Annotated in this window: 14 protein-coding genes and 1 tRNA gene; 6 read left to right on the forward strand and 9 right to left on the reverse strand. The window is 64.2% G+C overall.

What is annotated here, in order from left to right; all coding sequences use genetic code 11:
• Positions 1 to 98: 98 nt before the first annotated feature.
• Together JJB99_RS05905 and JJB99_RS05910 are read right to left on the reverse strand one after the other, a co-directional pair.
• Positions 99 to 2,906: a di-heme-cytochrome C peroxidase gene (locus JJB99_RS05905; protein ID WP_200497865.1), complete on the reverse strand. Its 2,808-nt coding sequence runs from the start codon at positions 2,904 to 2,906 to the stop codon at positions 99 to 101.
• Between the two features lie 186 nt (positions 2,907 to 3,092).
• Positions 3,093 to 4,889, reverse strand: coding sequence for an adenylate/guanylate cyclase domain-containing protein (locus JJB99_RS05910; protein WP_200497866.1), 1,797 nt, complete (start codon positions 4,887 to 4,889; stop codon positions 3,093 to 3,095).
• A gap of 225 nt (positions 4,890 to 5,114) precedes the next feature.
• Between JJB99_RS05910 and JJB99_RS05915 the strand changes: the two genes are divergently transcribed.
• Positions 5,115 to 5,747, forward strand: coding sequence for a LysE family translocator (locus JJB99_RS05915; protein ID WP_200497868.1), 633 nt, complete (start codon positions 5,115 to 5,117; stop codon positions 5,745 to 5,747).
• Between the two features lie 6 nt (positions 5,748 to 5,753).
• Here the strand turns inward: JJB99_RS05915 and JJB99_RS05920 are convergent, their stop codons facing one another.
• Positions 5,754 to 6,506 carry a sulfite exporter TauE/SafE family protein gene (locus tag JJB99_RS05920; RefSeq protein WP_200497869.1) on the reverse strand — a complete coding sequence of 251 codons (753 nt, stop codon included), beginning with the start codon at positions 6,504 to 6,506 and terminating at the stop codon, positions 5,754 to 5,756.
• 92 nt (positions 6,507 to 6,598) lie between these two features.
• On the opposite strand from JJB99_RS05920, the gene JJB99_RS05925 reads away from it, so the two are divergent.
• Positions 6,599 to 7,489 (forward strand): LysR substrate-binding domain-containing protein, encoded by an 891-nt coding sequence (locus tag JJB99_RS05925; protein WP_200497871.1) that lies wholly within the window; start codon positions 6,599 to 6,601, stop codon positions 7,487 to 7,489.
• A gap of 170 nt (positions 7,490 to 7,659) precedes the next feature.
• Here JJB99_RS05925 and JJB99_RS05930 read toward each other — a convergent pair whose 3' ends face one another.
• The 3 genes from JJB99_RS05930 to JJB99_RS05940 all read right to left on the reverse strand — a co-directional run bounded on the left by JJB99_RS05930 (position 7,660) and on the right by JJB99_RS05940 (position 10,856).
• Positions 7,660 to 8,637, reverse strand: a complete 978-nt coding sequence (locus JJB99_RS05930; protein ID WP_200497872.1) for a Bug family tripartite tricarboxylate transporter substrate binding protein — start codon at positions 8,635 to 8,637, stop codon at positions 7,660 to 7,662.
• An 18-nt stretch (positions 8,638 to 8,655) separates the two neighbouring features.
• Positions 8,656 to 9,438 carry a histidinol-phosphatase gene (gene hisN / locus JJB99_RS05935; protein ID WP_200497874.1) on the reverse strand — a complete coding sequence of 261 codons (783 nt, stop codon included), beginning with the start codon at positions 9,436 to 9,438 and terminating at the stop codon, positions 8,656 to 8,658.
• Between the two features lie 527 nt (positions 9,439 to 9,965).
• A complete protein-coding gene (locus tag JJB99_RS05940) occupies positions 9,966 to 10,856 on the reverse strand; it encodes an N-formylglutamate amidohydrolase (protein WP_200497875.1) in 891 nt (296 codons plus the stop codon).
• Between the two features lie 351 nt (positions 10,857 to 11,207).
• Between JJB99_RS05940 and cpdR the strand changes: the two genes are divergently transcribed.
• The 4 genes from cpdR (at position 11,208) to JJB99_RS05960 (ending at position 12,699) form a co-directional block, all read left to right on the forward strand.
• Positions 11,208 to 11,567: a cell cycle two-component system response regulator CpdR gene (gene cpdR / locus JJB99_RS05945; protein ID WP_007597092.1), complete on the forward strand. Its 360-nt coding sequence runs from the start codon at positions 11,208 to 11,210 to the stop codon at positions 11,565 to 11,567.
• A gap of 74 nt (positions 11,568 to 11,641) precedes the next feature.
• Positions 11,642 to 11,716 (forward strand) — tRNA-Val (locus tag JJB99_RS05950).
• A 194-nt stretch (positions 11,717 to 11,910) separates the two neighbouring features.
• The gene (locus JJB99_RS05955) at positions 11,911 to 12,126 is read left to right on the forward strand and encodes a DUF2945 domain-containing protein (protein WP_200497877.1); all 216 of its coding nucleotides are present in this window, start codon (positions 11,911 to 11,913) and stop codon (positions 12,124 to 12,126) included.
• A gap of 30 nt (positions 12,127 to 12,156) precedes the next feature.
• The gene (locus JJB99_RS05960) at positions 12,157 to 12,699 is read left to right on the forward strand and encodes a DUF488 domain-containing protein (RefSeq protein WP_200497878.1); all 543 of its coding nucleotides are present in this window, start codon (positions 12,157 to 12,159) and stop codon (positions 12,697 to 12,699) included.
• Here JJB99_RS05960 and JJB99_RS05965 read toward each other — a convergent pair.
• From JJB99_RS05965 to JJB99_RS05975, 3 genes are read right to left on the reverse strand one after another with little or no spacing between them, the layout of a single operon-like run.
• Positions 12,689 to 13,516, reverse strand: a complete 828-nt coding sequence (locus tag JJB99_RS05965; protein ID WP_200497880.1) for a carbohydrate ABC transporter permease — start codon at positions 13,514 to 13,516, stop codon at positions 12,689 to 12,691. The two genes, JJB99_RS05960 and JJB99_RS05965, sit on opposite strands and share 11 nt — an antisense overlap.
• Positions 13,513 to 14,409 carry a carbohydrate ABC transporter permease gene (locus JJB99_RS05970; RefSeq protein WP_200497881.1) on the reverse strand — a complete coding sequence of 299 codons (897 nt, stop codon included), beginning with the start codon at positions 14,407 to 14,409 and terminating at the stop codon, positions 13,513 to 13,515. The genes JJB99_RS05965 and JJB99_RS05970 overlap by 4 nt, the downstream gene beginning before the upstream one ends.
• Positions 14,406 to 15,758 (reverse strand): ABC transporter substrate-binding protein, encoded by a 1,353-nt coding sequence (locus tag JJB99_RS05975; RefSeq protein WP_200500059.1) that lies wholly within the window; start codon positions 15,756 to 15,758, stop codon positions 14,406 to 14,408. Before JJB99_RS05975 ends, JJB99_RS05970 begins: the two co-directional genes overlap by 4 nt.
• Between the last annotated feature and the right edge of the window lies 1 nt (position 15,759).

Here is a 15,759-nt window from a genome sequence, read left to right on the forward strand (position 1 = left end):
CGATGACAGCTGGAGTCGTGGAGAGTCCCCCTCACCCGAATTCGATCTGCGATCGAATTCGACCTCTCCCCGCAAGCGGGGAGAGGTAAGAAAGCCGCTCACAGCGTCTTCAGATACTCGATCAGATCGTAGCGCTCCTGCTCCTTGAGCACGCGGCCGATGGTGCCGTCCTTGCCGGGGCCGGGCGTGCCGTCGAACGAGTGGCCGGCATTGCTGTTGCCGAACAGCTCGGTGCCGTCAGACGCGCGCGTCGAGAACCGCGACTGCCCGGTCTTGCAGCTCTCGCCATCAGTGACCGCGAAACCGACCTGCTTCGGATCGTAGTCGCGGCCACCACCCATGCAAAACGATTTGGGGCGCTCGGCCGCCGGGCTCAGCATCCAGTAGAGCGAGGGCACCGATCCGTTGTGCAGGTAAGGTGCGGTGGCCCAGACGCCGTTGAGCGGGCGCGCGCGATACCAGGGTCCCGGCTCGTTCTTGTCGGCCGGCTGCGGACCGGGATTCGGGCAGTTCTTGCGCTTGCCCCACCAGGCCTGCTGAACCTTCGGGTCGATCCTGGCATCGTCCATCGCCTTGCGCCCAACGATATCGACGAGCACCATCAGGCCAAGCGCGTACGGCATGTCGGTCGAGGATATATCCGGCAGATTGCAACTCCACCAGGCATTGAGGTTCTGCGTGGGATCGAGCTTGAGAAAGCCCGGCACCTGAACCGTCCGCGTCGCCAGCACGCCGGCCTGGGCGGGGTCGGTCCCCATGCCTTTGACGCTCTTCTGGACCTCGTTCAGGAATTTGTCGTCGCCGATGGTTTCCCACCGCGACGACGACCAGATGCTCTGCTGCGGAAATTCGGCATCGAATACGGGATCGTTGACCGGACCGAGATGGCATTCGGCGCAGATCTCCGCATAGAGCTTGCGGCCGCGTTTGACGCGCTCGCCATCGATCTTCCAGGCGTCATCGCCGAAGATGTCCGAGGGCCATTTCGGCGACGTCAGTCCGGAGAGCTGCTTCTTCGGATAGGGCGCCGATCCCTTCAGCAGATCCTCGATCCAGTTCAGATTCTTGATGTCCATCGACGAGCGGAACAGCGCGTCCTTCGGCGTCGTGTCGGACAGATTGAGCAGCGCCGTCACGCCCAGCGCCTCGCCGGCGTTGCGGATCAGCGGCTGTTCGATCGAGGCGTCATATTGCGCGAATTTGAGCCAGGGCACGGTCCAGATCGGCGGGAAGCTGACCGGCGCGTCCCGGGCATGCAGATTTTTTTCGAAGCCGCTGAGGCCTGAGAGCGTCATGTCCTGGGCGAAGACCTGATTGCCGATGCGGTTGAGCGCATCGAGACGGCCGTATCCTTCCTCCGTGTCCTGCTGCGGCTCTTGCCGCTTCGTCTTCTCGTTGAATCTCGTTTTGCTGTCGATGGTCTTGGCGTAGGTCTTCTCCCAGTCGACCAGGAAGGTGCCGATTGCAGCCAGCCTCTGCTTCAGCGCATCGCGGTCCGCATCGCTGGCGGCGGGGCCAAGCACGCGGTCGGCGAAGCGCGTGAAGCGGCCCGGCACGTAGAGTGTGTAGGCGATCGACAGGCCGGTCGTGACCTCGAGCTTCCTGAGGTCCGTCATCGCCGGGCCGCCGTCGAAACGGATGTCGATGCCCTTGTAATGGATCTGGCCGGTGTGGCAGGCGGCGCAGGTCAGGCCGATCCGGTCCTCGCCGATCTGGCCGGTCGCCGGATCGGGCACGCCGGTCATGCGGGCAAAGCCGACGGGCAGGCCGTCGACGTTCTCGGCCTGGGCGCCCCAGTTCACCGGCGGATCCCAAAGCCGCGCCGGCACCGGCTTCGTCTTGTCGTAGACGTTGGCATAGCCGAACCGGCGCAGCGTGGCCTCGTCAGTGTTGATCGTCTGCGGGCTCGGGATGAAGCCGAAGCGCTGGAGATGATCGCTGTCGTGCAGCATCCCGGGCTTTGCGAAGAAATGAAGCCGCGGCTGCTCGAGCGCCATGAACCAGCGATAGGGCACCGGGAAGGTCGCGGTGCCCTGGCTGGCGTGATGAAACCAGTGCCGGTCCTCCAGCGCCCAGTTTTGCTCGAGCCAATACGCCGCCCTGGGTTCGACGTGCTTGGGCAATGGCGGCGCCACCAGGTCGCCGAAGATGCCGGGCAGCATCGGCTGGAATTGATCGGGAAAGCGCAGCGCCACGACGCCAAAGACCAGGAGCGCGGCGACCAATCCGCCGGCAACGCGCAGGATCAACGAGGGCGGGGTGACCGGCTGGCTGACGACCCGCTGGGTGATCCGGTCCGGGAATTTGCGTTCGTTGAACAATGTCCTCACCTCGGCCACGCTGAGATAGCGGTCGTCACCCTGACCCTTGCCCATGATCTTGAGCAGGATCGGCCATTCGAACTTCATCAGGATCGGGTAGTACCAGCGCGATTGCTTGCCGGCGCGCTTGAGATTGTCGTCCATGAAGGTCTGGATTTGCGAGGCGTTGAGCCCGGTCTCTCTGCCGCCGTCGGGATCGTCATAGATGCCGCCGAAACCGGCGAGCCGCGCCATCTCGTCCTCGTTGACGCGCCCGTCCACGCCAAGGATGCGGGAGCCGGCTCCTAACTTGTCGAGCGGGCCGCCGCGCAAGCCGTCGAGCTGCGCGCCCCAGAAGATGCTTTGCAGGATGTGACAGGCGCCATTGGCAATCAGCGCGACGCCGCGGGTCTGGATGCGGGCCGAGGTCTTCTTCAGCCCGGTCTCGCCGCTGGCATTTGCGATGGTCTGTGACAGCGTCCGGAGCGGGACGGTGCCGCCGTCGACAAGACCTTCGCCGACGAGGCCGCGCAGGAACGGACAGGGATTGTTCGGCGAGACCTGGATCGAGGGGGCGAAGGGCGGCCTCGGAGCGGGATCATGCATGCCCAAAATCCTGAAAACAGCGAATCGTGAAAAACGGACGCGCCGATCAAGCGCGGAAAGTCCCAATAAAACGACAGCAGCCTATACTACTTCAGCGTGTAGCGAAGTGTGGCCCAATTCACTGTCGTGTCAATAACAGCAAGGCGTGAGGCCGCCAAGAATCGTGGAAGAACTGTGGTCCGCCGCTCAGGATTCGGCGGCGCGTTTGAGGTCGCTCTGGACCAGGGTCAATTTGCCGAGCGGCACGCCCGCCTTCAGCAGGCCCTCGCGGTAATGCGCAAGGTTCTCGGGCCGCTTCCAGTGGAAATTGCGCAAGTGCCGGTCGACATTCAGCGTCGGGTAGTTGCCCATCAGCACCTGGGTGGCCTCGCTCGCCTCGTCATGCCGTCCCAGCTGCGCCAGCGCCGCGGCGCGGATCGCCAGTGCCTGCATATGATTGGGGTTGATGTAGAGCTGCTCGCGGGCCCATGACAGGGTCGCATCGTATTGCCGCAGCAGGTAATGGCTGAAGGCGTTCAGCGCCGCCCATTGATAGCGCGGGTCGCTGTTGTCGCGCTGCGCGGCCATCGAGAACAGCTCGATCGCTTCGCGGTGCTCGCCGACGACGAAATGGCAGATGCCGAGCACGCCGCGCGCGCCGTTGTCGTAGGGATTGAGCGCGACCGCGCGCTTGGCGGCATCCATCGCCGCCTCGTAATGGCCTTCCATCGCATGCGCCCAGGACAGGATCGAGAACGCGAAGGAAGAGCGCGGGTCGAGCCGGACGCTGGTCTCGGCGAGGTTCATCGCCTCGGCCCACATCTCGCGCGTGCCCTTGACCCAGCCGAACTGGATGCTCTGGATCTGGATCGTGGCGAGATAGGCATGCGCGATCGACAGTTTTGGATCGAGCCTGATGGCCTCCCTGAACAGATCGACGGCGGTGGCGAGGTCCTCCTTGGTGTGCCGGTAGTAATGCGACAGTCCCTTGAGGAAACGGTCCCACGCGCTCACGTCGGTGGAGAGCCGGGCCGGCGCCGAGGCTTCCGCGCGGACGATCTCGGTGGCGATGGCGGCCGACAGATTGGTGGTGATCTCGTCCTGCATCGCGAAGAGGTCGCCGATGTCGCGGTCGTAGCGGCCGGTCCAGAGCTGCTCGCCGGTCTCCGGCGCGATCAGCTCCGCGGTGACGCGGATTTTTGCACCGGCGCGCCGAACCGAGCCCTGGATCAGATAGGTGGCGTCGATCTCGCGCGCGATCAGGCGGGTCGGGGCGTTCTTGCCCTTGAAGGCGAAGGTCGAGTTGCGGCTCAGCACGCGATAGAAGGATTGCAGCGACAGCGCGTGGATCAGATCCTCGGTCAGTCCGTCGGAGAAATATTCGTCCTGGGCGTCGCTGAGATTGGCGAAGGGCAGCACGCCGACGATTGCGGTGCGGTACTGCTGCGACAGCGCGGAGGCCTCGCGCAGCTCGGGGGCGAGCGCCGGCGCACCCTCGGGCGTCCAGGTCCAGACCCCGACCGCGTCCTTGATGTTCTTGAAGCGATGATCGCCGGCGTCGGTCAGCAGCACCGTGAGATGCTTGCTGGCTTCCCGGTAGGCCTTGGCCGAGATGGCGAAGCCACCTGGGCTCGCCACCGATTCGAGGCGGACGGCGATATTGACGTCGTCGCCGAAGACCTCGTCCTCGTCGGCGATGATATCACCCATGTGGATGCCGAGCCGGAACTGCATGGTGCGGTCGGAGGGCAGATGGTGGTTGCGCTCCGCCATCAGCGTCTGCATCGCGATCGCGGCCTCGGTGGCGCCGACGATCGAGGGGAACTCGAGCAGGAAGCCGTCGCCGGTGTTTTTGACGACTCGGCCGCCGTGATTGAGGATGATGGGGTGAATCGCGCTGCGATGGGCCTTGAAGGCGGCATGGGTGCCGGCCTCGTCGCTGCCCATCATGCGCGAATAGCCGGCGACATCGGCGCAGACGATGGCGGCCAGACGTCTTTCCATATCCTCGGAGCTCCAGGGGAATGAGGACCGGCCACGGCGTGGCAGTCGCCTCGAATCCCGCATTTCAAGAACCGTGCCTTTATAGAGCAGATGCGGCCGAGCGGAAGTATGATCCGCATCGCAAATTCGAGGTAAATTTGACGCAATCCCGGCGGTGGACGCCGGCGGGCGAACCGACTAAGCCCAATCCTTTGCGGCAGGCAGTCGGGCGGCAGGGCACCTCATATGCTGGGCATTCACGAGATCTGGCTCTTCGTCCTGGCGGGCGTGCTGCTCAACATCACGCCGGGGCCTGATACGGTCTATGTGATCGGCCGCAGCATGCAGATGGGCTGGCGCGGCGGCGCCGCCGCTGCACTGGGCATCAGCTGCGGCTGCCTTTTCCATGTCGCAGGCGCGGCGATCGGCCTGTCGGCCCTGCTGATGGCCTCGTCGACCGCGTTCTCGATTCTGAAGCTGGTCGGCGCGGCCTATCTCATCGTCACCGGACTTCAGATGCTGTGGTCTCGCCCGGTGCTGGCCGCGGCCATCGACGCGCCGGTGCAGAGCTCGCTGCGGGGAGTTTTCCTCCAGGGCGTCTTCACCAATGCGCTCAATCCCAAGGTCGCGCTGTTCTTCCTGGCCTTCCTGCCGCAATTCGTCGCGGCCGGCGCGCCGCACAAGCCGCTCGCCTTCCTGACGCTCGGCCTGATCTTCATCTTCACGGGGACGTTATGGTGCCTGGTGCTGGCGGCGTTCGCGGCCAGGGCCGCGCACCGCCTGCGGAGCTCCGAAGGCGCGATCGCCTGGGTCAACCGCGCGCTCGGCGGCCTCTTCATCTATCTCGGCATCCGCGTCGCCATGCTGGAGACGCGGTAGCTTTCGTTACACAAATTCCTTCGCCAGCGCGCTGCCAGCCAGATAAAGGCCGAGCAAAATCATCGCGATCAAAAACCAGCGGCGAAACGCCTCCGCCGGCATCCGCGCCCGCACCGACTGTCCCACGTACATGCCGGCAAAGGCCATGGCCATCGCGACGGCGCCCGGCACGGCATTGGCCGGCGTCAGCAATCCGCCGGCGGTCAGGTTGAAGGCGAGCGCCAGCGTCGCCGTCGTGAAGAACACGCCGAGCGCCTGCACCAGCTCGTCCTTCTCCATGCCGATCGCCTGCATGAACGGCATCGACGGGATCACCTGCACGCCCGTTGAGGCCGAGATCACGCCGGTGATGAGGCCGACCACGCCGCCGACCCATTTCTCGTTCTGCGGTGCGACGTGGAATTTGAACTTGCTGAGACCGATGATGGCGTAGATCACCAGGAGGGTGCCGAGCACCACGGTGCCGTAGCGCGCATGGGGGCCGGTCAGCGCGCCGGCGTTGAGCCAGCATCCGACTACGGTGCCGATCATCAGCGGCCATAGCCGCCTGAGAATGTCGCGCAAATGGGGGCCGACGAAGGTCTGCCAGATATTGGTGACGATGGCCGGCACGATCACGATGGCGATCGCCCGGCTGGGCGCCATGCTCACCGCGAGCAGGCCCATCGAGACGGTCGGCAGGCCGAGCCCGACCACGCCTTTGACGAATCCGGCGATCAGGAAGACGGCGGCGATGACAACGAGAAGCGGGTCGACCATACCGCGCACATTGACTGAAGCTGCGTCCCGGCACAATCTCGAGGTTACGGAGACAGCCTTCGTTGGAAGCGAAGGCTGAGGAGAAACTTGCCATGCGCTTCGACCTCGTCGATCTCCAGCTCTTCATTGCTGTCGCCGACCAGCGCAGCATCACCCGCGGTGCCGAGCGTTCGCATCTGGCCTTGGCCTCCGCCAGTGCGCGCATAAAAGGGCTCGAGGATGCGCTCGGCGTCGCGCTGCTCAAGCGCGGGCGCCGCGGCGTCGAGTTGACTGCCGCCGGCGAGAGCCTGCTCGACCATGCGCGGGTCGTGATCCATCAGATCGATGCCATGCGCGGCGATCTCGCCGGCTTTGCCAGCGGCGTGCGCGCCAGCGTGCACTTCCTCGCCAACACGTCGGGGCTGTCGGAGCATCTGCCGAAGGCGCTGGCCGGTTTCCTGCGCGAGCACCGCGACGTCGCCATCGACATCGAGGAGCGCGAGAGCACCGACATCGCCGCTGCCATCACCGCGGGGGCCGCCGATCTCGGCTTCGCCGCCGAGCACGCGCTGCCCGATCATATCGAGCGCTTCCCGTTCAGCGAGGACCGTTTGACGCTGGTGACGTCGCGGCGCGGCCCGTTCGCCGGCCGCCGCCAGATCGATTTCCAGGAGGCGAATGCTTGCGAGTTCGTCGGCCTGACCAGCGCCACCGCGCTCCAGATGCACATCGCAAAGCACGCCGCGCGGCTCGGCATGCGCCCGCATTTCCGCGCGCGCCTGCGCGACTTCGATGCGATCTGCCAGCTGGTCTCGGCCGATGTCGGCGTCGCCCTGGTGCCGGAATCCGCCGCCCGCCGCTGCGCCAAGCTGATGCCGCTCGCCATGGTCCGCCTGCGCGACGCGTTCGCCAACCGCAAGCTCGTGATCTGCGCGCGCAGCTTCAAGACACTGCCAAGGCCGGCCAAGATGCTGGTGGAGCATTTGCGCGCGGCGGCGATGTGAGGGGATTCTTACCCTCCCCTGGAGGGGGAGGGTCGGCACGCGATCGAGCAAAGCGAGATTGGGGTGACGGTCTCTCCGCGTCCAACGCTGCCCGAGTGGAGAGATCACCCCACCCCGCTCGCGCTGCGCGCGATCGACCCTCCCCCTCCAGGGGAGGGTAAGAAAGAGAGCTACTTCGCCGTCTCCACGCCGGCGTCCTTGATCACCTTGGCCCACTTCCTGGTCTCATCCGCGATGAACTGGCGGAAATGTTCCGGCTCGTCGCCGATCAGCGTTGCGCCTTGCTGGCCAAGCTTTTCCTTCACCGCCGGATCCTCCATCGCTTTGGTCGCGAGGCCATGCAGCGCGGCGACAATCTCCTTGGGCGTGCCCTTTGGCGCGACCATGCCGTACCAGTTCTCGATCCGCAGATCGGGAAAGCCCGCCTCCTTCGTGGTCGGCACGTCAGGCGCGGTCGGTGCGCGCTCGGCCGAGCCGATCGCGATGGGACGCAGCGCGCCGGCCTTGACCTGCGGCAGCAGCACCGGGAGATCGAGGAACGTCATCTGCACCTGCTGGCCGAGGAGATCGTTCACCGCAGGCGCGGCGCCGCGATAGGGCACGTGGACGATGTCAATCCTGGCAGTCAGCTTGAACAATTCTCCGGCAAGATGCGGCAGGCTGCCGGGGCCGGAGGAAGCGAAGTTGAGTTTTCCCGGCTGCGCCTTGGCGAGCGCGATCAGCTCGGCGATGTCCTTGGCTTGCACGTTGGTGGCGACGACCAGCATTTCCGGTACGGTCGCGATCAGCGTCACCGGTGTGAGGTCACTCAATGTGTCGTAGGCGACCTTTTCCATGCTCGGGCTGATCGCGAGCGCGCCGGCTGAGGAGATCGCGATGGTGTAGCCGTCGGGCACGGCCTTCGCGACCGCATCGGTGCCGAGCACGCCGCCCTGACCGCCGCGATTGTCGATCAGCACCGGCTGTCCTGATAGCTCCGACATGCGCTGGCCGATCACGCGGGCGATGATGTCGTTGGGGCCGCCGGCCGGAAACGGCACGATCAGCTTGATCGGTTTTGCGGGAAAATTCTGCGCCGACGCCACTGATGGCAGCAGCAGGAACAAACTCATGAGAAATTCAACGAGCAGCCTGCGTGAGATGGTCATGCAAGCCTCCTGCTCGCGTTATTGGTTCAGAAGCCTCAAGGCTTCTTCGTGAACCCGCGCATCGCCGGCGGCAATGATGCGGCCGCCGCCCTGCGCCGGCTTGCCTTCCCAGGTGGTGACGACGCCGCCGGCACCGGTCACGATCGGGATCAGGGCCGCAATATCGTAGGGCTTCAGCTCGGTCTCGACCACGAGGTCGACATGGCCGGCCGCCAGCATGCAATAGGAGTAGCAGTCGCCGCCATAGCGCGACAGCCGCGCTCCCTGCTCGATCTTGCCGAAGATGGCGCGGTCGCGCTCGTTCATCAGCAGCGGAGAGGTGGTGTAGGTCGTCGCCTGCGATAGCGAGGCGCAGCGGCGGACCTGGAGCCGGCGCGCGCCGGAGGGACCCTTGTACTTGGCCGAGCCGTTGTCGCCGGAGAAGCGTTCGCCGATGAAGGGCTGGTGCATCATGCCGTAGACCGGCGTGCCCTTGTGCAAGAGCGCGATCAGCGTGCCCCAGATCGGAAAGCCGCCAATGAAGGATTTCGTGCCGTCGATAGGATCGAGCACCCAGACATACTCGGCGTCCTCGCGCTCGTTGCCGAATTCTTCGCCGACGATACCGTGCTGGGGGAAGCTGGCCTTGATCAGCCGTCGCATCACCGCTTCCGCGGCGCGGTCGGCCTCCGTCACGGGGTCGAAATCCCTGGCCTTGCCCTTGTCGTCGATCGACAGCGAGGTGCGGAAGAGCGGCAGGATGGTTTCGCCGGATGCGGTGGCGAGCCGTTCGATGAAGGCGGAGAAGTCGATCACCGTCACGGCGTATCCTCAAAGCGAAAGTCAGGTGAAGCTCGCTTCTAGCTAGCTCAAATCGACGCGCGGGTGCAGCGCTGTCTTGATTTGCGCCCTGGTATTTTGGATCCGGACGCCGGCTTGCCACATCCGGGCCATAGGGCGGCCAAAAATCGATCACCGAGTTGAAAACTTAGTTCCGAAGATGCCTTGTTCGTATGCAAATGACTATCAACCCATTGAATTTCCTTATCAAAGAAACTGAATCTAGGTTTCTCTTAAAGCAATTGAGCCATGTGCATATTGCATGGGAAACAGCTCAAAAGCCCTTGCACTTTGTGCGGCGCGGCCGCATATTGTTGCGGTGCGGTAGCGCTTGGCGTTACCGCTGCCCTCCTTGGGCGTTTCCTCCCTAGACTTGGGCCGCTTCTTCATCAGAAGCGGCCCTTTTTTCTTTCAGCCTCAGCTTTCATTTCGGCGCGCGCAAACAGCGAAGCGAAAACGCGTGCGCGCCAATCGCTGGTCGCGCGATCGTCTTAAGAAAAAGCTCTCGCCTATTCCGCGGCGGCCTGGAACGGGCCGAGATCGCCGAACGGGACCGTGGTGGCCAGCACATCGGCAAGCACGCCAAAGTCGTTTGCCACCTGCGCAAAGCGCGGGCCGCGCTCGCGCCGCCGTTCGTCCATGTAGATTGCGCGGTTGAGCTCGAGCTGCACGGCGTGCAGTCCGCTTGCCGGGTTGCCGTAGTGTTCGGTGATGAAGCCGCCGGCATAGGGCTTGTTGCGGCCGATCGAATAGCCGAGCCCGGCGAGGGTCTCCTCGACCCGGTCAGGCAGCAGCGGCGTGCAACTGGTGCCATAGCGGTCGCCGATCACGACGTCAGGCCGGCGCGGCTCGTCCCTGCTGACGCCGACCGACGGCATCGAGTGGCAGTCGACCAGCACCACGGTGCCGAACATCTGGTGCACCTTGTTGATCAGCCGGCGCAGCGCGCGATGATACGGCTTGTACAGCGTCTCGATCCGCGCCAGCGCATCGTCGACCAGGATGCGGTCGCGGTAGATCTCCTGGCCGTCGCCGACCACGCGCGGAATGGTGCCGAGGCCGCCGGCGACCCGCATCGAACGGGTGTTGGCAAAGCTCGGCAGGCGCCCGGTGAACATGCGCGGATCGAGCTCATAGGGCTCGCGGTTGACGTCGACATAGGAGCGGGGAAAGTTGACCCGCACGGTCGGAAAGCCGCGCTCGCTGAGATGGCCGATCAGCTCGTCCATGAAGGAATCTTCGGAGCGCCGCAGCGTCGGCAGGTCGATCCGCGAGGCGCTCAAAAATTCGTCCGGATAGGTCGAGCCGGAATGGGGCGAGTTGAAGATGATTGGCGCGCGCCACTCGGCGGGCTCCACGATCTCGAAGGCTGGCGACACCTCGCCGTCAAACCGGGTCATCTTCTCAGGCTTCGTCCCTTAGGCTCAGGCTTCGCCCCCTTGGCGCCGCGGCATCCGGATGGGTCCGGATCGAATGATTCGGCCGGTCGAGCGGCTCTTATGTGTCGTCATTGTCCGGAATCGCAACCATTCTGCCAAGTGAAAAGATGCGATCCGTGCTGGAACATGCCTTAACCGTGCGGACATCGAGGTGGGATCGATGCGACTGGCTCGATTGATTCACAACGCGTTCGGGTTCACAAGGAGCCGGGCAGCGCGCGCCGCGAGGGTAAAGATTTTCACCCCAAATTTACCCTCTGTCGGGCTTAGTGACCTCTGCTGATATCCTCTGGGGATTCGACGTTTCCTGCCATGCCAAAGATCCTGCTCGCCGAAGACGACAACGACATGCGCCGTTTCCTGGTCAAGGCCCTGGAAAACGCCGGTTTTCAGGTCTCGTCCCATGACAACGGCATGGCCGCCTATCAGCGGCTCCGCGAAGAGCCATTCGAGATGCTGCTGACCGACATCGTGATGCCGGAAATGGACGGCATCGAGCTCGCCCGAAGGGCCTCGGAACTCGACCCCGACATCAAGATCATGTTCATCACCGGCTTTGCGGCGGTCGCCCTGAACTCGGATTCGGACGCGCCCAAAAACGCCAAGGTGCTGTCCAAGCCCGTGCATCTGCGCGAATTGGTCAGCGAAGTGAACAAGATGCTGGCGGCCTAAATCGGCCCGCTCGGTCCTTGCGCACGCTCCCTTGAGCCGTTATAGGGACCCGACCCGACGTAAATGGACTTTTAGGGCACGTAGCTCAGCGGGAGAGCACTACCTTGACATGGTAGGGGTCACAGGTTCGATCCCTGTCGTGCCCACCATCCTTCGCTCGCGAAGCGAGTGAAGGATGCCACGACGGAGCCCAAAGGGCGCAGGCGGGCTGCCGTCGCGAGCTTCGGCTAGGCAAGCCACGTTCCAACCAATCCTAACGCGAAGCGTGTCCGGCGTAGCTCGCAGAGCGAAGACGGACTGGAGCAACTTGGAACACGCCTCCACACTCCGGCATTGTTCCGCCATGCCCAAACCCTTCCACCGCGGCGATCACGTCAGCTGGAATTCCGAGGTCGGTCGCGTGCGCGGCCACATCCTCCGCGTCCACACCAAAGACGTCGATTACAAGGGCCATACCCACCACGCCTCTCCGGACGATCCGCAATACGAGATCAAGAGCGACAAGACCGATCACGTCGCCCTCCATAAGGGCAAGGCGCTGCGGCGGCTCAAGAGCTGATCGGCGCAAGATGAGCTGACGAGGCGTCCCATGGCTCATCCCTTCTTTACGATCGGCCATGCCACACGCTCGATCGAGGAATTCGTCGCGCTGTTGCGAACCAGCTCCGTCACCTTCGTCGCCGATGTCCGCACGGTACCCCGCTCGCGCACCAATCCGCAGTACAATCGCGAGACACTGCCACAATCGCTTGCGGCCGTTTCGATCGGCTATGAGCACATCGCCTCGCTCGGAGGCCTGCGCAGCCGCAAGCGCGAGGTGCCGCGCGAGACCAACGCCTTCTGGCAGAACGACAGCTTTCACAACTACGCCGACCACGCCATGGGCGCAGCCTTTCACGAGGGTCTCGCGCATTTGCGCGAACTCGGGCGGGCCAGGCGATGCGCCATCATGTGTGCGGAGACGTTGTGGTGGCGCTGCCACCGCCGGATCATCACCGATTATCTGCTCGCCGCCGGCGAGACGGTGTTTCACATTCTTGGCCCCGGGCAGGTCGACGAGGCCAAAATGAATCCGGCCGCGCATATCCTACGTGACGGCCGGCTCGATTACCCCGCGCCCTTCAGCCCTTGACCGCGCCGGCGGTGAGCCCCGAGACGAGATAGCGCCGCACCGCGAGCGAGAAGATCAAGACCGGTGCCATCACCAGCGAGCCGCCGGCGGCGATCTTGCCCCATTCCCAGCCCTCGTAGTTCATGAAGTTGACGACGGCGACCGGTGCGGTGCGCGCGTTGGTGCGGGTCAGGATCAGCGCGAAGAAGAAGTCGTTCCAGGCGTAGAGGAAGCACAGGATCGCGGTCGCGGCGATGCCGGGCGTCACCATCGGCAGCACGATTCGTGTGAACACCGTGCGCGTCCGCGCGCCGTCGACGAGCGCCGCCTCCTCCAGCGAGACGGGAATCGTGTCGAAGAACGGCTGCATCATCCAGATCACCAGCGGCAGGTTGAAACTGGTGTAGACCAGCACGAGGCCCGTGATGGTGTCGAGCAGGCCGATCCAGCGATAGAACAGGAAGAAGGGAATCGTGAACGCGATCGGCGGCGCCATGCGCGTCACCAGGATGGCGAAGGAGAGGCCGTGCTTGCCGCGGCCGGCCCAGCGCGACAGCGCGTAGGCGGCGGGGACTCCGAGCAGCAGCGCCAGCGCGGTCGAAAGCGAGGCGCTCAAGAGGCTGTTGACGAAGGAGGCCGAGAACGCGCTGTGCCAGAGCGAGATGTAATTCTCCAGCGTCGGCGTGAAGATCAAAGGCGGCGGGAATTGCAGGATCTGGTCGTTGGTCTTGAAGCTCATCTGCAGCAGCCACAGGAACGGCGACAGCAGGATCAGCAGCGTCACCGTGATCGCGATCAGCCGGCCGGGCGTCGCCTTGCGCAGGGACGATTCGCTCATGCCAGCGCCTCTCGGCGCCGGCCCATCCAGACCAGGCCCAGGCTGATGCCGCAGACCAGCAGCAGCATCACCACGGTGACCGCGCTGGAATAGCCAATCTCGTTGGTGTCGAAGGCGAGCAGATAGGCATAATAGTTGGTGACCTCGGTAACCGTGCCCGGGCCGCCGCCGGTCAGGAGGAAGATCAGCGGGAACGCCTTCACACTGTCGATCAGGCGGAACATGCCTGATATTACCAGGATCGGCGTGATGAAGGGCAGGGTGACGTACCAGAAGATCTGCAGCTTGCTCGCGCCGTCGACGAGGGCAGCTTCCGAATATTCGTCGGGAATCGTCTGCAGCGCCGCCAGCACCATCAGGAAGGTGAACGGCAGCCATTCCCAGGTGTCGGCGATGATGATCGAGGTCAGCGCGAAATCGACGTTGGAGGTCAGCGCCGGCAGCGTGACATGCAGCGCTTGCGCGGCGTAATAGAGCGGGCTGATGTCGGGTGCGTAGATCAGCTTCCAGATCACCGCGACCACGATCGGCGGCAGCACCATCGGGATCAGGAAGAAGGTGCGGGCAAACTCGACGAAGCGCGACGGCACGTTCAGGAGCAGCGCGAGCAGCATGCCCAGCAGCACCTGGAACAGCACGCTCCAGACCGAGAGCTTGGCTTGCACGGCAAGCGAGTTGACGAAGCGGGGGTCGCCGGGCAGCAGGCCATAGTTGCGGAACGGCTCGCTGAAATCGGTGGCCGAGCCCGGAATCGTCAGCTGGAACGGCGTCAGGCTGGTCACGACGAGATAGATCGCCGGCAGCACGGCGACCGCGAACAGCACGATCAGGCTCGGGGTGAGCGCAAAGGCGATGAACCTCTTGCGCTCACCGTCAATTCCGCTCTCGCTCAAAGTTTTGTCCCGGCGCGGCGGAGTGCGGCGATGGCCTGATCTTGCGCTGCGTTCATCGCATCCTTGGCCGGCAGCTGGCCCGTGGCGACCTGCTCGAACGCCTTGTTGAGGACGTCGCCGACGATGGGGAATTCCTTCGACGTGCGGTAAGCCATGTAGTTCTCGCCCTTGCCCGGCAGCTCCAGCACCTCGAGATAGAGCGCGCCGAGGTCCTGGCCGTTCACGGTGTTGAGCTTGCGATAGGCCTCACTGGTGATGATCGAGCGCCGGCACACCGAGGAGTGGCCATGCTCCTTCACGAGCCGCATCGAGATCTCGGGCGACAGCGCCCATTTGATGAATTCCCACGCCGCCTTCTGGTTCTTGGCGTTCTTGGGAATGCCGAGTCCCTGGCTGTTCGAGGCCGGATAGTCATGCACGGGACCGGCTGGCGAGCGCACCACGCGCGAGGTGTCCTTCACCTTGCTTTCGTCGGAGAGCAGGATCGGCGTCACCCAGGCGCTGGAATGGATGAAGATGTTGGCGCGGCCGGTCAGCATCGCCTGCCGCGCCTGGTCTTCGGTGTAGGTCAAGACGCCCTTCGGCGCGCTCTTGAGGAGGTTCGCATAGAACTCGATGCCCTGGATCGCCTCGGGCGTATTCAGCGCCGGCATGACATCGCCGGGCGGATTCCTGAAGATGTTGCCGCCAAAGCCCTGAATGTAGGGCGGCAGATTCCAGTTGTGGAGGAACCACGACACGATGCCGCTGACGCCATCGGTGCCGTTGATCTCGGCGCAGACCTGCTGGAGCTCGGCGAAGGTCTTTGGGATCTTCAGCCCCTTCTTCTCCATCAGGTCCATGCGCGACAGCCCCATCAGCATGGCGCCGCCTTCCCAGGAATAGCCGTAGGTCGCGCCCTTGGCGTCGCGATAGGGCATCTGCGCGCCGTCGACGAAGTCGTTTGGATTCCAGTCGGCCGGCGTCAAATTGGCATCGCCAGTGAACTCGTCGAGATTGGCGAGCAGGCCTGCCGCGATCCAGCGGGTCGCAAGCGTGAAGGTGACATTGACGAAATCATAGGCCGAGCCGCCCGAGGACAGTTCGAGATTGGCCTGCTGGTTGTAGACGGGCAGGGCCGAGAGCTGGAGGTCGACCTTCATGCCGGTCTTGTCCTCGAACTCGGGGATGTATTTCTGCAGCAGCGTGAAGAAGCGGTGCTGGAACGAGGCACCGTGCAGCGTGACGCCGGCAAACGGCTTGGTTTGTGCGATCAGCGGCGCCGGGAATGCGGCGAGCGCGGCGGTGGCGGCGCTGGCCTTGAGCAGCTTGCGCCTCGTGATCGAGCTCACGCGCGGTGCAGTCTTCATT

The sequence above is a fragment of the Bradyrhizobium diazoefficiens genome, assembly GCF_016616235.1.
GTDB lineage: Bacteria > Pseudomonadota > Alphaproteobacteria > Rhizobiales > Xanthobacteraceae > Bradyrhizobium > Bradyrhizobium diazoefficiens_H.

Bases quoted from the DNA above. Each gene is read 5' to 3' on its own strand.
- JJB99_RS05905 (WP_200497865.1), bottom strand. From the start codon at position 2,906: ATGCATGATCCCGCTCCGAGGCCGCCCTTCGCCCCCTCGATCCAGGTC.
- JJB99_RS05910 (WP_200497866.1), bottom strand. From the start codon at position 4,889: ATGGAAAGACGTCTGGCCGCCATCGTCTGCGCCGATGTCGCCGGCTAT.
- JJB99_RS05915 (WP_200497868.1), top strand. From the start codon at position 5,115: ATGCTGGGCATTCACGAGATCTGGCTCTTCGTCCTGGCGGGCGTGCTG.
- JJB99_RS05920 (WP_200497869.1), bottom strand. From the start codon at position 6,506: ATGGTCGACCCGCTTCTCGTTGTCATCGCCGCCGTCTTCCTGATCGCC.
- JJB99_RS05925 (WP_200497871.1), top strand. From the start codon at position 6,599: ATGCGCTTCGACCTCGTCGATCTCCAGCTCTTCATTGCTGTCGCCGAC.
- JJB99_RS05930 (WP_200497872.1), bottom strand. From the start codon at position 8,637: ATGACCATCTCACGCAGGCTGCTCGTTGAATTTCTCATGAGTTTGTTC.
- JJB99_RS05940 (WP_200497875.1), bottom strand. From the start codon at position 10,856: ATGACCCGGTTTGACGGCGAGGTGTCGCCAGCCTTCGAGATCGTGGAG.
- cpdR (WP_007597092.1), top strand. From the start codon at position 11,208: ATGCCAAAGATCCTGCTCGCCGAAGACGACAACGACATGCGCCGTTTC.
- JJB99_RS05955 (WP_200497877.1), top strand. From the start codon at position 11,911: ATGCCCAAACCCTTCCACCGCGGCGATCACGTCAGCTGGAATTCCGAG.
- JJB99_RS05960 (WP_200497878.1), top strand. From the start codon at position 12,157: ATGGCTCATCCCTTCTTTACGATCGGCCATGCCACACGCTCGATCGAG.
- JJB99_RS05965 (WP_200497880.1), bottom strand. From the start codon at position 13,516: ATGAGCGAATCGTCCCTGCGCAAGGCGACGCCCGGCCGGCTGATCGCG.
- JJB99_RS05975 (WP_200500059.1), bottom strand. From the start codon at position 15,758: ATGAAGACTGCACCGCGCGTGAGCTCGATCACGAGGCGCAAGCTGCTC.